Origin of the sequence: Vreelandella neptunia, assembly GCF_000712975.1 — a bacterium.
Lineage (GTDB): Bacteria > Pseudomonadota > Gammaproteobacteria > Pseudomonadales > Halomonadaceae > Vreelandella > Vreelandella qaidamensis.
In genome coordinates this window covers 347,625-361,598 of the sequence record NZ_JHQL01000003.1, presented here as the reverse complement: position 1 = coordinate 361,598, position 13,974 = coordinate 347,625, and the positions used below count along the sequence as shown (strand labels likewise).

General features: G+C 50.4%; 16 protein-coding genes. 6 read left to right on the top strand and 10 right to left on the bottom strand.

Annotated elements, in window-relative coordinates; translation table 11 throughout:
- Nucleotides 1–40: 40 nt before the first annotated feature.
- The 4 genes from CR46_RS0109710 to CR46_RS0109695 are packed head-to-tail and all read left to right on the top strand — an operon-like array spanning nucleotide 41 to nucleotide 3,171.
- Nucleotides 41–1,546, top strand: a complete 1,506-nt coding sequence (locus CR46_RS0109710; RefSeq protein ID WP_030072331.1) for a penicillin-binding protein activator — start codon at nucleotides 41–43, stop codon at nucleotides 1,544–1,546.
- Nucleotides 1,536–1,925, top strand: a complete 390-nt coding sequence (locus CR46_RS0109705; protein WP_030072329.1) for a YraN family protein — start codon at nucleotides 1,536–1,538, stop codon at nucleotides 1,923–1,925. Before CR46_RS0109710 ends, CR46_RS0109705 begins: the two co-directional genes overlap by 11 nt.
- Nucleotides 1,926–1,946: 21 nt before the next feature.
- Nucleotides 1,947–2,540: a phosphoheptose isomerase gene (locus CR46_RS0109700; protein WP_030072327.1), complete on the top strand. Its 594-nt coding sequence runs from the start codon at nucleotides 1,947–1,949 to the stop codon at nucleotides 2,538–2,540.
- Between the two features lie 58 nt (nucleotides 2,541–2,598).
- Nucleotides 2,599–3,171, top strand: a complete 573-nt coding sequence (locus CR46_RS0109695) for a BON domain-containing protein (protein WP_030072325.1) — start codon at nucleotides 2,599–2,601, stop codon at nucleotides 3,169–3,171.
- A gap of 100 nt (nucleotides 3,172–3,271) precedes the next feature.
- Here the strand turns inward: CR46_RS0109695 and CR46_RS0109690 are convergent, their stop codons facing one another.
- The 8 genes from CR46_RS0109690 to zapE all read right to left on the bottom strand — a co-directional run bounded on the left by CR46_RS0109690 (nucleotide 3,272) and on the right by zapE (nucleotide 9,713).
- The gene (locus CR46_RS0109690; RefSeq protein WP_030072323.1) at nucleotides 3,272–3,760 is read right to left on the bottom strand and encodes a ClpXP protease specificity-enhancing factor; all 489 of its coding nucleotides are present in this window, start codon (nucleotides 3,758–3,760) and stop codon (nucleotides 3,272–3,274) included.
- 63 nt (nucleotides 3,761–3,823) lie between these two features.
- Complete coding sequence (sspA, locus tag CR46_RS0109685) at nucleotides 3,824–4,450, bottom strand: stringent starvation protein SspA (protein ID WP_009721998.1); 627 nt, start codon at nucleotides 4,448–4,450, stop codon at nucleotides 3,824–3,826.
- A gap of 150 nt (nucleotides 4,451–4,600) precedes the next feature.
- On the bottom strand, nucleotides 4,601–5,368 hold the full coding sequence (locus CR46_RS0109680; RefSeq protein WP_030072321.1) for a cytochrome c1: 768 nt from the start codon (nucleotides 5,366–5,368) through the stop codon (nucleotides 4,601–4,603).
- Nucleotides 5,368–6,627 (bottom strand): cytochrome b, encoded by a 1,260-nt coding sequence (locus tag CR46_RS0109675; protein WP_030072319.1) that lies wholly within the window; start codon nucleotides 6,625–6,627, stop codon nucleotides 5,368–5,370. The genes CR46_RS0109680 and CR46_RS0109675 overlap by 1 nt, the downstream gene beginning before the upstream one ends.
- Nucleotides 6,627–7,226 carry a ubiquinol-cytochrome c reductase iron-sulfur subunit gene (gene petA, locus CR46_RS0109670; protein ID WP_030072317.1) on the bottom strand — a complete coding sequence of 200 codons (600 nt, stop codon included), beginning with the start codon at nucleotides 7,224–7,226 and terminating at the stop codon, nucleotides 6,627–6,629. Before petA ends, CR46_RS0109675 begins: the two co-directional genes overlap by 1 nt.
- Before the next feature lie 208 nt (nucleotides 7,227–7,434).
- Complete coding sequence (gene rpsI, locus CR46_RS0109665; protein ID WP_030072315.1) at nucleotides 7,435–7,824, bottom strand: 30S ribosomal protein S9; 390 nt, start codon at nucleotides 7,822–7,824, stop codon at nucleotides 7,435–7,437.
- Nucleotides 7,825–7,837: 13 nt separating this feature from the next.
- On the bottom strand, nucleotides 7,838–8,266 hold the full coding sequence (rplM, locus tag CR46_RS0109660) for a 50S ribosomal protein L13 (protein ID WP_009721993.1): 429 nt from the start codon (nucleotides 8,264–8,266) through the stop codon (nucleotides 7,838–7,840).
- 265 nt (nucleotides 8,267–8,531) lie between these two features.
- A complete protein-coding gene (zapE, locus tag CR46_RS0109655) occupies nucleotides 8,532–9,713 on the bottom strand; it encodes a cell division protein ZapE (protein ID WP_030072312.1) in 1,182 nt (393 codons plus the stop codon).
- Nucleotides 9,714–9,907: 194 nt separating this feature from the next.
- Here zapE and CR46_RS0109650 point away from each other — a divergent pair, with 194 nt between their 5' ends.
- A complete protein-coding gene (locus CR46_RS0109650) occupies nucleotides 9,908–10,399 on the top strand; it encodes a ZapG family protein (protein ID WP_232222368.1) in 492 nt (163 codons plus the stop codon).
- Between the two features lie 72 nt (nucleotides 10,400–10,471).
- Here CR46_RS0109650 and CR46_RS0109645 read toward each other — a convergent pair whose 3' ends face one another.
- Entirely contained in the window at nucleotides 10,472–11,233 is a 762-nt protein-coding gene (locus CR46_RS0109645; RefSeq protein WP_030072309.1) for a Nif3-like dinuclear metal center hexameric protein, read from the bottom strand.
- 140 nt (nucleotides 11,234–11,373) lie between these two features.
- Between CR46_RS0109645 and CR46_RS0109640 the strand changes: the two genes are divergently transcribed.
- Nucleotides 11,374–12,618: a Do family serine endopeptidase gene (locus CR46_RS0109640; protein ID WP_030072308.1), complete on the top strand. Its 1,245-nt coding sequence runs from the start codon at nucleotides 11,374–11,376 to the stop codon at nucleotides 12,616–12,618.
- 38 nt (nucleotides 12,619–12,656) lie between these two features.
- Here the strand turns inward: CR46_RS0109640 and hisD are convergent, their stop codons facing one another.
- Nucleotides 12,657–13,973, bottom strand: a complete 1,317-nt coding sequence (gene hisD / locus CR46_RS0109635) for a histidinol dehydrogenase (RefSeq protein WP_030072306.1) — start codon at nucleotides 13,971–13,973, stop codon at nucleotides 12,657–12,659.
- Nucleotide 13,974: the final 1 nt, after the last annotated feature.

Genomic DNA, 13,974 nt, shown 5'->3' with positions numbered 1-13,974 from the left:
CTAAGCGACGACAGCGCAAATGAAAACTAAGGAAGGATACATGAAACAGTCGATACGTGGATTTCTAGCCACTGCCTTCATGGCGCTTCTAATCACAGGGTGTGCTATGCAGCCCCCAAGCGTAGTTGACCGCGTCCCGGATCAGGATGCCAGTCAACTGCTTAGTCAAGCGGAGCAGCAAGCCCCAGAGCAAGCCGCCAAAACTCGACTGGAAGCAGCAAACATACTTGCTAGGCAGGGACAACGCGAAGACGCGTTTGACGCCGCTGATGCGATAGATGAAAGCATGCTTACGGAATCAGACCGGGTACGCTGGGCAATGCTTTTCTCTGAACTTGCTCGTAGCCTAGACAACCCCCGCGCGGTACTTCGCGCTACCCAAGTGCTTGATGACGAACTTCCTATGCAAGCTAATCAACAGAATACACTTGCAGAGCGCCAGCAATGGGCACGTCAAGCACTAGACCAAGCAGAGCCTGCGAAAGCGTCTATCCCTGAATTAGAGGGTGTCGACATACAGCGTATTGCAGTGGCACTGCCTGAATCTGGCCCACTAAGTAGTGTAGCTAACGCCATTGCTTCTGCCATGCGCCGTCATCACGACCTCAGCGGCAAAAATGTACAGCTTACTTTTATTGATGCCTCCCAATACTCTCTCGATGAAATTTACCAACGTGCTGAACAAATGAATGCCCAGCTTTTGATTGGCCCAATTGATAAAGATCAAGTCACTCAACTTGAGCAGCGCAATAGCGTGCCGCTACCTACGCTGGCACTAAACTATGGCAACAGTGCCAACAATCAAGCACCTCAGCTCCTTCAGTATGGTTTATCTGCTGAAGATGAAGCTCGCCAAGCAGCTCGCAGAGCCTTTCAGGACGGCCATCGCCAAATGTCCATCATGGTGCCCGACAATGCCTGGGGTAGACGCGTAGGCGAAGCTTTCTGGAATGAATGGCAAAGCCAGGGCGGCGAAATTACCAACGCTGTCCGCTATGATCCTAATAGCGCCGTGGCTAACGCGGTAAAAACAGCCTTAAATGTGAGCGGAGAGCGCGCCCGTCTTGGGAATATCGATGCACTATTTCTACTTGCCCTCCCTGAGTATGCGCGTCAAGTACCTCCCACCATGGACTATTATTACGCCCCTAACCTTCCGATTTATGCTACCTCCCATTTACATGAAGGGCGTTTACAGACTCGCTTGGATCAAGACTTAAATGATGTAATGTTTATCGATATACCCTGGCAAATCCCTGATGCTGCGGTAGGTGGCGAAGAAGCACTGCCCTTTTATTCGACTTATGCAGAGCTTCGCAACGAATCAGACGCTTCAATGTTCCGCCTGATGGCAATGGGTGTAGATGCTTACGAACTTGGCATTCGCCTATCAGACCTGTCGGCCCTTGATGGCATGAATGGAAGCACTGGCACTCTCCGCTTATCTGGTGATGGCAGGGTTTCTCGAGAATTACCATGGGCCAAGTTCCAAAATGGTGTGCCTTCGCCCATTTTGATTCCGGGCCTGCTGAACGATGCCCAATAACCCTCAGAATTCCAATACACCTCAGACGGCACGATTACGAGGTGCAGCCATTGAGCAACAAGCCGCTCAATGGCTGCAACGACATGGTTTAATACTTGTCGCTAGCAACCACCATGTTAAAGGTGGTGAGCTAGACCTAGTCATGAGAGATCGAGATATATTGGTCTTTATTGAGGTAAAACATCGCACCACCACTCGGTACGGTCACCCATTAGAGACGGTCACACCACAAAAGCGAAATCGCTTAATACGAGCAGCCAAGCTGTATATCGCTCGGCATGCTATTTCCAGTCCCTGCCGTTTTGATATTCTAGCAATTACAGGCACGTCGCCCGCACTTGAATTTCAATGGGAAAAGGCTGCCTTTGATGCTTACTGATACATTTACTAGGAAGCCCTAATGGACTTTCAATCACGCATACTTGATCACTTTAACGCCAGCATAGACACCAAGACATATGCCAGCGAAGTGCTACCGCCTTTTATCGAGGTCGCTAGCCAAATGATGGTTCAGTGCTTAGTTAACGAGGGTAAAGTGCTTGCCTGTGGCAATGGTGGCAGCGCAGGTGATAGCCAACACTTTTCATCAGAGCTATTAAATCGCTTTGAACGCGAGCGCCCCAGCTTACCCGCGCTAGCCTTGACTACCGACACCTCAACACTTACCTCCATCGCAAACGACTACAGTTACAATGAAGTATTTTCCAAGCAGATCAGAGCACTAGGTCAGCCTGGCGATGTTTTACTAGCCATCTCCACCAGTGGCAACTCGGCTAATATTGTTCAAGCTATCCAAGCTGCCCACGACCGCGATATGACAGTGGTCGCACTAACCGGCAGAGATGGCGGCAATATGGCGTCACTACTTGGTCAGGATGACTGTGAGATTCGCGTCCCTGCGACATCAACTGCCCGCATCCAAGAAGTACACCTGCTCGTTATCCACTGTTTATGTGATTTAATTGACGAACAGCTTTTCGGTAGTACTGACTAAGTGGATAGGATCAAAGTGGCAGAAGGCCCACCCAAAAACCACGAAAGGAGTCACCCTTATGGCCCTGCGTTATTTTTCACAAAAGATGATTGCCGTTGCGATTGTCAGCACTATTTTTCTTGCTGGATGTGCCAACAATGCTGCCTCTAACCCTTCTAATTATGGTCAGCGTAGCAGCGATGTTGAAGCAGTTGATGCAACCATTGAGCGCGAAACTGAGCGCGCCCTGGCGCGCTCAGATGCTCGGTTAAGAGACGCGCGCATCAAAGCGCACAGCTATAACGGTTCATTGCTTCTTGTGGGCCAAGTGCCGAGCGAAGAGCTGCGCAAAAAGGCAGGCGAAGTAGCAGAGTCTCTCCGTGGCGTCAGCCAAGTGCATAACGAATTAAGCATTGCAGCCAACTTACCTGCCGGCCAACGCTTAACAGATACTTGGCTCACCACCAATGTTATTAGCCAGCTCGCTACGAATGATCGTATCGACTCATCAAAATTGAAAGTGACTACAGAAAATGCAAATGTGTACCTGATGGGTATGGTGACACGCGAGGAAGGTGACCGAATTGTTAATGCCGTATCTTCTGTAGGCGGCATTCAACGTATTGTTAAAGTATTTGATTATATTGATTAAGTAGTACGACCAACAAAAAAGCCTCGCTTAAGGCAAACCACCAAAGCGAGGCTTTTTGCTGTTAGACTGCAACCACCGACAACGAAGCTAATCGGCTTGCTTACTTGACTACCCTCAGCGTCGGCTTCTTCGTCGCTTTACCAGACGCCTGCGTAGACGTCTTGCCCTCGTTCTCAGGCACTGGCTCTGTTACCGTTAACTCAGGCTTAGACGACTCACCAAGTGAATCAGACAAGTCATCACCTAACTCCGTGTCGTCAAACTCTGCTGCATCCAACTCAGGCTCATGACCAAACACCATGCCAGCACCATTTTCACGGGCGTAAATCGCAATAAGCGCTGGCGTCGGGATCATTACCTGCATCGGCTGACCACTGAAACGTGCACTAAAACCAATCGCTTGATTTTCCATAAACAGATCACGTACAGCGGTAGGCGCAACGTTTAATACAATTTGTCCATTTTGAACAAATTGACGAGGCACTTCTACGCCTGGCTGAGTAGCATCTACCACCACATACGGGGTCAGTTCGTTATCTAATAGCCACTCATAAAGCGCTCTAGCGAGATAGGGACGGCTCGATTTCATAAGGCTTCCCCCTCCTAACAAGTAAGCCTCCTTGCCAAATTAAGGAAAAGAGGCAGTATGAATTCAAGCGCGCATCTCTTTTTCACGCTCGTTTAAAGATGCTTTAAACGCTTCACGTTCGAACACACGTGACATATAGCTTAGTAGTGGCTTTACCTGCTTTTCAGGCAGCTCAATATTCAGCTCAGGCAAACGCCACAAAATAGGCGCTAGACAGCAATCTACAAGCGTAAATTCTTCGCTCATAAAATAGGGCATATCTTCAAAGATGGGCGAAATGCCAATAAGGCTTTCACGCAGCTCTTTACGCGCCTTTTCCGCTTCTTTTTTACCACCTGTGCGTATTTGCTCCAGCATCGGGCACCATTCGCGCTCAATACGGTGCATCCATAAACGGCTTTGCGCTCTCGCCACCGGATAAACAGGCAACAGCGGAGGATGAGGGAAACGCTCATCCAGATATTCCATCATCACTTTAGACTCGTAGAGTACCAAGTCACGATCTAGCAGCGTTGGCACGCTGTTATACGGGTTGAGGTCAGCCAACTCTTCCGGCGGCCGCTCATCGCTGACATCAACGATATCAACCGCCACTCCCTTTTCAGCCAGAACAATGCGCACACGATGACTGAAATGATCATCATTACCCGAGTAAAAGATCATCGACGACCGCTTGGCCACAACACCCATGAAAGCATCCTCACATCAAAACAATCATTGATCATAACATGCCAGAGCTAGCTTATGGGAAGCTAACCCGCTTTGCTTTACGCATGGCTAGATAAACAAAAGGCGCACGGCTTACGCCGTGCGCCCGACATGCCTGTCATCACTTGATCGTTAGTGAACGTCTCGCCAGTACTCACGCTTGAGTAGGTAAGCAATTACACCAAAGATAAAGATGAAGATCAGCACTTTTGGAGCCAATGCCTGCGCGTGGAGCTTAGACGGCTCACCAACGTAAGCAAGGAAGTTCGTCAGGTCATAAACCGCTTCCTCAAACTCCGCAGGCTCCATTGAGCCTGGCTGGGTAACTTGCAGCACGTCACAAGACTGGTACTTACCCGATAAAGGATCTGGTGACTGGCCTGCCACCGGCTGATCCGTTTCCGAACAAACCATTTCCTGAACACCCTGGAGCGGCTCTAACACATTCGGCATAGCGACCAGCTCATACACTGTGTTATTGACGCCCAACGGACGACTGGGGTCTTTATAGAACCCCAACAGGTAAGAATAAACCCAGTCGGTACCGCGCAGACGAGTTTCCAGCGTCAGATCGGGCGGCGGAGCGCCGAACCAAGACTCGGCGTCGCCACGATCCATTGCAATGTGCATCTGGTCGTTAAACGCAAGATCAGAGGAAAAAATAAGGTTCTCTTCCACCAGCTCCTGGGGAATACCTAAATCCTCTGCAGCACGCGCGAACCGCTGATGCTCTAGCGAATGACACCCCATGCAGTAATTGACATAGAGCTTCATGCCGTTTTGCAAAGATGTTTGGTCCTGAAGATCAGGGTCCATGCTGTGAGCTACGCTCACGCCACCCGCCGACATCGCCGTTACTGGCACTAACGCGAAGAGCAGTGCAAATAGTTGTTTTTTCATTAGCCAGTCACCCTTTCCGGAACGGGTTTAGTCTTCTCCAGCTTGGTGTAGAACGGCATCAGCAGGAAGAAGGCGAAGTAAATGGCTGTACAGACCTGCGCCAGAAGGGTCCGCCCCTCTGTCGATGGCAGCACGCCCAATACACCCAGAATGACGAAACTAATCGCAAACAACAGCAACATAACTTTGGACATCCAGCCCTTGTAGCGCATAGAGCGGACCGGGCTACGGTCAAGCCAAGGCAGAACAAAAAGAACGGCGATTGCGCCACCCATGAAGAGAACGCCAAGGAACTTAGCATCTAACCCAAACAGCGAGAACGTAATGGCACGCAAAATCGCGTAGAAAGGCGTGAAATACCACACTGGAGCGATGTGATCAGGCGTTTTCAGCGGGTTAGCAGGCTCAAAGTTCGGTTTCTCAATGAAGTAGCCACCCCCTTCCGGGAAGTAGAAAACAACCACACAGAACACAAACAGGAAGATTGCAATACCCACCAAATCCTTCACGGTGTAGTACGGATGGAAGGCAATACCATCCAGCGGCTTACCGGTCTCATCTTTCTTCTGCTTGATGTCGATACCGTCTGGATTATTCGAACCCACTTCGTGAAGCGCAATAATGTGCAGCACGACAAGAGCCAAAATAACAATGGGCAATGCAACAACATGAAGCGCAAAGAAGCGGTTCAACGTAATACCGGAAATCAGGAAATCACCACGCACCCACTGGGCAAGGTCAGGACCGATACCTGGAATCGCAGAGAACAGCGAAATAATAACCTGGGCACCCCAATATGACATTTGTCCCCATGGCAGCAGATAACCCATAAAGGCTTCTGCCATCAAGGCGAGATAGATGGTCATACCGAAGATCCATACTAGCTCTCGCGGCGCTTTGTACGAACCATACAAAAGACCACGGAACATATGCATGTAAATAACCACAAAGAAGGCAGAGGCGCCGGTGGTATGCATATAACGGATCAACCAGCCCCACTCCACATCACGCATGATGTATTCAACGGAGGCAAACGCACCTTCTGCTGAAGGGTTGTAGCTCATTGTTAGCCACACACCCGTCAGGATTTGGTTCACCAGCACCAGCAATGCCAGGACGCCAAACAAGTAGAAGAAGTTGAAATTCTTCGGTGCATAGTACTTCGTGAGATGATCTTGCATCATCTGCGTGGCAGGAAAGCGGTCATCCACCCAGCGCATGATACCGCTTTCTGCTTTGGCCTTATCTGGATTACCCATTATGCAGCCTCCTCGTCTTCGCCTACCACGATGATATCATCGCTTTCAAAACGGTAAGGCGGAACTTCAAGGTTAGTCGGCGCAGGGACGTTGGTGTACACACGACCGGCTAAGTCAAAGCGAGAACCATGACATGGGCAGAAGAAACCACCCGGCCAATTATCCACCCCTACCCCTTCGGCATCCGGCTCAGGCCGAAACAGCGGGGAACACCCCAAATGCGTACAGATACCAATCAGCACACCTATCTCTGGCTTGATAGAGCGTAACCCACCTTGGATATAGGCAGGCTGCTGAGGCACTTCGGAATCAGGGTCAGCAAGACTGCCTGGATCTAAGGCTTCGGTTCGCTCGATCATCTCAGGCGTACGATTAATAATCCAAATCGGCCGTCCACGCCACTCGACGGTCATGCGCTGTCCAGGTTCAAGCTTCGATATATCTGCTTGAACTGGCGCACCTGCCGCCCTTGCCTTGGCACTAGGCTGCCAAGAAGCCACAAAGGGGACCGCAACCCCGACAGCACCCACCGCCCCAACAACGGAGGTGGCGCCCACGAGGAAACGGCGCCGACCTTTGTTTACGCCGTTATCTGCCATTTCTGGTTTCTCCCATCAGCTTACCCGTTCCGCCGCAAAGGCGTCTTGCGGCGACGAATATCAAATACGCTCTATGTTAAAAAAACAAAGCGCTCTGCACAAGAACAACTGCCCGTGACCATGGTGGTATAAGCGTTATAATTTTTTGATATTCCAACAAAAAACGCCCAGGTCGTTGACCTGGGCGTTTTTGCCGCATAGCGTAAAATTAACGCTTAGAGAACTGCGGACGACGACGCGCTTTACGCAGACCGACTTTCTTACGCTCAACTTGGCGAGCGTCACGAGTTACGTAACCCGCAGCGCGCAAGGTCGGGCGCAGATCTTCATTGTAGTTCATCAGGGCACGAGTGATACCGTGACGAATAGCACCTGCTTGGGAGGAGCCGCCGCCGCCAGCAACAGTGACAAATATGTCAAACTGGTTCAGCGTCTCAGTCAACTCAAGCGGCTGACGAACAACCATACGACCAGTAACACGACCAAAATAAAGGTCAAGGTCTTGGTTGTTGACAGTAATTTTGCCAGAGCCCGGCTTCATAAACACGCGAGCGGTGGAAGTCTTGCGGCGCCCGGTACCGTAATACTGCTGTGTCATGGCGAAGATTTCCTCAGATGTTCAGTTCAAGCGGCTGTTGGGCAGCATGCGGATGCTCGGCACCGGCGTACACTTTCAACTTGGAGTACATGGCGCGACCCAAAGGACCTTTCGGCAACATACCTTTAACGGCAGACTCAATGATGCGCTCAGGCGCATGATCAAGCATTTTGTCGAATGTCATAGAGCGCAGACCGCCCGGGTAACCAGTGTGACGATAATAGGTTTTAGCCTTCGCCTTGTTACCGGTTACATGGACTTTTTCAGCATTGATAACGACGATGTAGTCGCCAGTGTCAACGTGAGGAGTAAATTCGGGCTTATGCTTGCCACGCAGGCGGCGAGCAATCTCGGTTGCCAGACGACCGAGCGTTTTGTCCGTAGCGTCGACTACATACCAGTCGCGCTGGACGGACTGCGGCTTAGCACTGAACGTCTTCATGGATGAAATCACCAGATTAAGTGTATTGGGTAACTTACACCGCTAAATAAGCGATGAAGCACCATCCCTATTTTTTTTGGTTGCCAGAAAAGCCCAAGCAACATGTAGCGAGGCGGTATTCTACAGCAAGCGCGGCAGCAAGTTAAGTGCCGCCGTCGTTTTTTATTAGTATCGCTGACTCGTAGTGATGTTGTTGCAAACAACATTTTTACCGACACCATGTTTAACGGCAGTCTGATTGAACCCCAGAGGCCTGCTTGCCAGCTTATGGCTTATGAGGTAATGCTAAATACTCTTTAGACTGCATCTCCTGCAAACGTGACAAAGTTCGCTGAAATTCAAATGTCAGCTTTCCATCGCTATATAGTGCTTCAACCGCTACCTCTGCCGACATCAACAGCTTAACCCCGCGATCATAAAACTCATCGACCATATTAATAAACCTTCGAGCCTGGTCGTCTGTCTTTGCATTCATCTGAATAACGTTAGAAACCAAAACCGTGTGGAATTCTCTGGCAAGCTCTATGTAATCATTCTGGCTACGCGGCCCATCGCACAGCTCAGCGAACTCAAACCATGCCACGTCATCATGCAGACGGCGCGTCTTCAAAACGCGATGATTAATTTCTAGAGGCGCACCTTCTTCACCCTCATTGCCAGCTATTTCGCAAAAGCTTCTGCTCAACTCCCGCTCTGCCGCCTCATCAAGCGGCGCATGAAAAATTTCCGCCCGCTCCAAAGCACGCAAACGGTAGTCAACACCCGAGTCGACATTAACGACCTCACAGTGGCGGTTAACTAGCTCTATAGCAGGAACAAATCTTGCACGCTGCAACCCATCTTTATAAAGGTCATCAGGTATGATGTTTGATGTCGCTACTAATACCACCCCACGCTCAAACAACGCCTCAAGTAAATTAGCCAGAATCATTGCATCAGTAATGTCTTTAACAAAAAACTCATCAAAGCAGATGACACGCGCTTCAGCAGCAAACTTCCCGGCAATCAGCGTTAGAGGGTTCTTTTCACCTTTGTAATGCGTTAACTCATTATGAACACGCTGCATGAAACGATGAAAGTGGGTACGCATTTTCTCAGGAAAAGGAAGAGCTTCGTAGAAGGTATCAACCAGATACGTTTTACCACGCCCCACTCCACCCCAAAAATAAAGCCCCTTCACTTCGGGTAGCGCTGGCTCACCTGAGCTGGCTTTTTTACCAAGTAGACCAGCCATTTTCGCTTTCAACCCTTTGCTAGCAATAACGGCTTTAGGAGCGACAGCAGGCGTAGCCAGTAACTCATCGTACAGACGCTGAAGATGCTTAACCGCTTGCTCTTGGGCTGGGTCATACTGAAAGTCGTCGCGCTTTAGGTCTTCTTGATACCGTGCAAAAGGCGTTAATCGGCTCGCCTGCTCACTGTATTGACGTGCAGATAATGATGACATCAATTCGCTCCCACAGCGCACATCTCGAACGACGCTGTATCACTGCAAGGACACAGCTTGCTCAAATAAAAAAGAAAATATTATACGCTGCTTAACGACTGAGCGCATGAGCGGATTGACCCAACCGACGGATACGCGCCTATAATGGTCAAGTTTTGTTAAGTTGTCTGTTAAGCTATCTGTTAAGTTTCGCCATGCAGCTGGTGGCACGCATCACCTATAGGGAGAAAACTGTGGAAGCAAGCTCGCCATTCACTTTTGCAATTATCGGTCTTATTATTGGGTTTGCTATTGGCCTGGTCTGCTATCGCTTATTTAGCAAAGGTCAGCGTGACCATGCCACCTTAAAGCAAGCACTGCTTGAACGTGAGCATCAAATAGCCGAGTTAAAAAAAGGCATGGGAAGTCATCTCTCTGGCATCCAACAACATTTAATTAATCTTCGCCATGAAGCTGATCAGTTAGAGCAGCACATTGAGAAAGAAGCTGCTGAGTGGAAGCTTGGAACAAGCTTTACAGCGACAACCACCCAGAACAGCTCAATGACTACCACTGGTAGCGAAAGCGATGTTAATACGCCTCGTGACTATGCAGACGGCAAAAGTGGCACGCTGTCTGAAGACTTTGGCTTAAAGGATAGTCAGAAAGATACTGATTCAAACAAAGCACAACCACCTCGTTATTAATAACACCTAATGAGGCCAATGCCTTTGAAAGCATCCGCACAGTAAGCTAATGCGGATGCTTGATACAAGCTCCTAGGCTGGGTTGTCGATGTCGACAAAGCGATGTATTACGCCATACTCACTCGCTAACCATTCGCCCAGCGCCTGAACACCAAATCGCTCAGTCGCGTGATGTCCTGCAGCAATGTAGTGAATTCCCATCTCTCTAGCCAAATGCGTCGTACGCTCTGATATCTCACCAGACACAAACATTTGCGCCCCAGCTTCATACGCCGCTGTAATCATATCTTGAGCACCACCGGTGCACCAGGCAATACGCTCTACAGGGCCAGCGTCAGGCGCCTCGATAACTAAAGGCGTGCGATAAAGCACTGAGGCTAATTGAGCGCCTACTTCACTTACGCTCAGCGGCTCCGCCAATCGACCAGACCACAACAGACCCTCTCCAATCTCACCGTCAATGCAACCTTCTACCTTCCAGCCCAGACGCTTTGCCAGCTCGGCATTATTGCCAAACTCTGCATGCGCATCTAATGGCAAGTGATAAGCAAGTAAACTCATTTCGTTATCAAGCAGCGTTTTAATTCGCCTCTTCTTCATTCCGGTAATAGCGACTGGCTCATTTTTCCAGAAATATCCATGGTGTACTAATACCATATCTGCTTGCCAAGATACTGCCTCCTCTAGCAACGCCTGGCAGGCCGTCACGCCCGACATTACTCGCTTTACGGTATCCCTCCCTTCTACCTGAAGGCCGTTAACGGTAAAGTCTTTAAATTGCGATGATCGCAGCTGATGATCACAGGCGGCTACTAATTGGTCGCGATGAATCACACTGACTCCTTAAAGCGATTAACAGGCTGTCGTGAGGAACGTCTCAATAAAGTGTTACGATAGCGCTATTGTAAATCTCGCTTCGCGTTATCGCGAACCTCGCGACTATTTTAGACTATCATCCGCTGAGGAAACTTCGCATGCACCGCTCTGTGCTGCCCTATATATGGCCAATCATCACCGGGCTATTGCTCGCCGCATTGGTGTTACTTGCCTTTCCAGAATATTTACCTAACCCATTTCGACAAACGCCACCAGCAACCGTCGAACCCCCCTCCCCACTGGTGCCTACCCGTGGTGAACCGGCAGCAAACCGACCAGCTCCTGAAATACGGCAAGCGGAACCACTTAACCGTAACCAAGGGCCTGCCAGTTATTCAAACGCGGTGAATCAAGCGGCACCAGCCGTCGTCAACATATACTCCTCGCGCATTGTTGAGCGCGACCAGCACCCATTGATGTCTGACCCATTTTTCCAGCAGTTTTTCAGCGGCGACGATGCTACCACCCACCAGCGAATGCTATCGAGCCTGGGTTCTGGTGTTATCGTCAGCCAGGACGGCTACGTGTTGACCAATCATCATGTTATTAATGGCGCTGACCAAATACAGGTAGCACTTCGCGATGGTCGGGAAACACTTGCCGAGGTAATTGGCACTGATCCAGAAAGCGATCTTGCTGTTTTACGCATTGTTCTCGATGATTTACCGGTGATTGAGCTTGCTGACTCTGAACAGGTGGCCGTGGGTGATGTAGCACTCGCTATCGGCAACCCTTTCGGTGTTGGGCAAACCGTGACGATGGGTATTATTAGCGCCACAGGACGTAGCCACTTAGGCTTAAATGCCTATGAAGACTTCATTCAGACAGATGCAGCAATAAACCCGGGCAACTCCGGGGGAGCATTAGTTAATCCTGACGGCGCTTTAGTGGGCATTAATACGGCTATCTTCTCACGATCAGGGGGATCACAAGGGATTGGCTTCGCGATTCCAGCCAACCTTGCCCACAGCATTTTGAACGAACTTGTAACTCGCGGTCGCGTCATCCGCGGCTGGTTAGGCATAGAAGCACAAGCGCTTTCCCGCGAGCTAGCCGCATCATTTGGACTAAGAACTCCACAAGGAGTTATTGTCGCCGGCGTCGTGAAAGATGGGCCAGCGGCCAAGGCAGGCTTACAGCCGGGTGATGTACTCCTGTCTATTGACGGCCAAGTGATTTTGGATGCGCGCGCTACAATGAGCGATATCGCCTCCATCCCACCAGGCACGGAACTACCGCTAACGGTAGTGCGAGGCGGCGAGCGCATGGACATAACACTAGAGGTGGGTGAACGGCCCGTGCCCACTAATGCTACGTCTGGAGGGCATCAGAGCGACTCGTAAGCCGCTCTGATGTAAATCAACGCCTGTACAAGGAACGCTTAATCGTTAATACGATACTCAGCTGAACGCGCATGGGCCGTCAGTGATTCACCTCTGGCGAGCACCGATGCTATTTTACCAAGCTCAGATGCACCCTCGGGCGAACAGTGAATGATAGATGAGCGTTTCTGGAAGTCATAAACCCCCAATGGCGAGGAAAAACGCGCCGTGCCAGACGTAGGAAGCACATGGTTCGGCCCCGCACAGTAGTCGCCTAAAGCTTCTGACGTATGCCGCCCCATAAAGATAGCGCCAGCATGACGAATACCATCAAGCCATGTATTTGGCGTCTCTACTGAAAGCTCAAGGTGCTCTGGCGCAATGCGATTGATTAAATCAATAGCTTCAGCTTGGTCTTGGCATAGAATTAACGCACCACGTCGCTGCAGCGAAACACGCGCAATGCCTTCTCGCTCAAGGGTCGGCAATAGGCGCTCAATAGAAGCCTCCACCGCATCGAGATGAGCAACATCCCAGCTGACCAATATTGCTTGTGCATCTTCGTCATGTTCAGCCTGGGAGAATAAGTCCATCGCCAGCCAATCAGGATCTGTTTGGCCGTCGGATACCACCATGATTTCAGAGGGGCCTGCAATCATGTCAATACCGACTTGGCCAAACACCGCCCGCTTGGCGGTAGCCACATAAATATTGCCTGGACCGACAATTTTATCTACCCGCGGGACACTTTCTGTGCCATATGCAAGCGCTGCTACCGCCTGCGCGCCACCTATCGTGAACACATAATCGACACCCGCTAAGTGCGCTGCTGCTAACACAAGATCGTTCAGCACACCATCGGGGGTCGGCACCACCATAACGATTTCGCGCACGCCAGCCACATGAGCAGGAATAGCATTCATCAACACTGAGGAAGGGTAAGCGGCTTTTCCACCTGGCACATAAATACCTGCGCGGTCTAACGGCGTCACCTTCTGGCCAAGCACCGTTCCATCATCCTCTTCGTACTGCCATGAGGTTGGCTTTTGGTGCTCATGGTAACGCTTAATGCGTTCAGCAGCAGCTGATAGCGCGTCACGCTGCTCATCAGGCAGACTGTCAAACGCCTTTTTCAATTGCTCAGGCGATAGCCGCAACTGCTCCATACAACCAACCGATAGTCGGTCAAAGCGATTGGTGGCCTCAATAACAGCACTATCGCCTCGCAGCTTGACGTCTGCCAATATCTCTTCAACACGAGCCTGCACTGCCTTATCAGACACACCTTCCCAGTCCAACAGCGCATTTAAATGCTGGTGGAATGCCCCATCTGCGGTTGAAAGACGTGCAATGGTAGCTGTGGACTTATCGCTCATG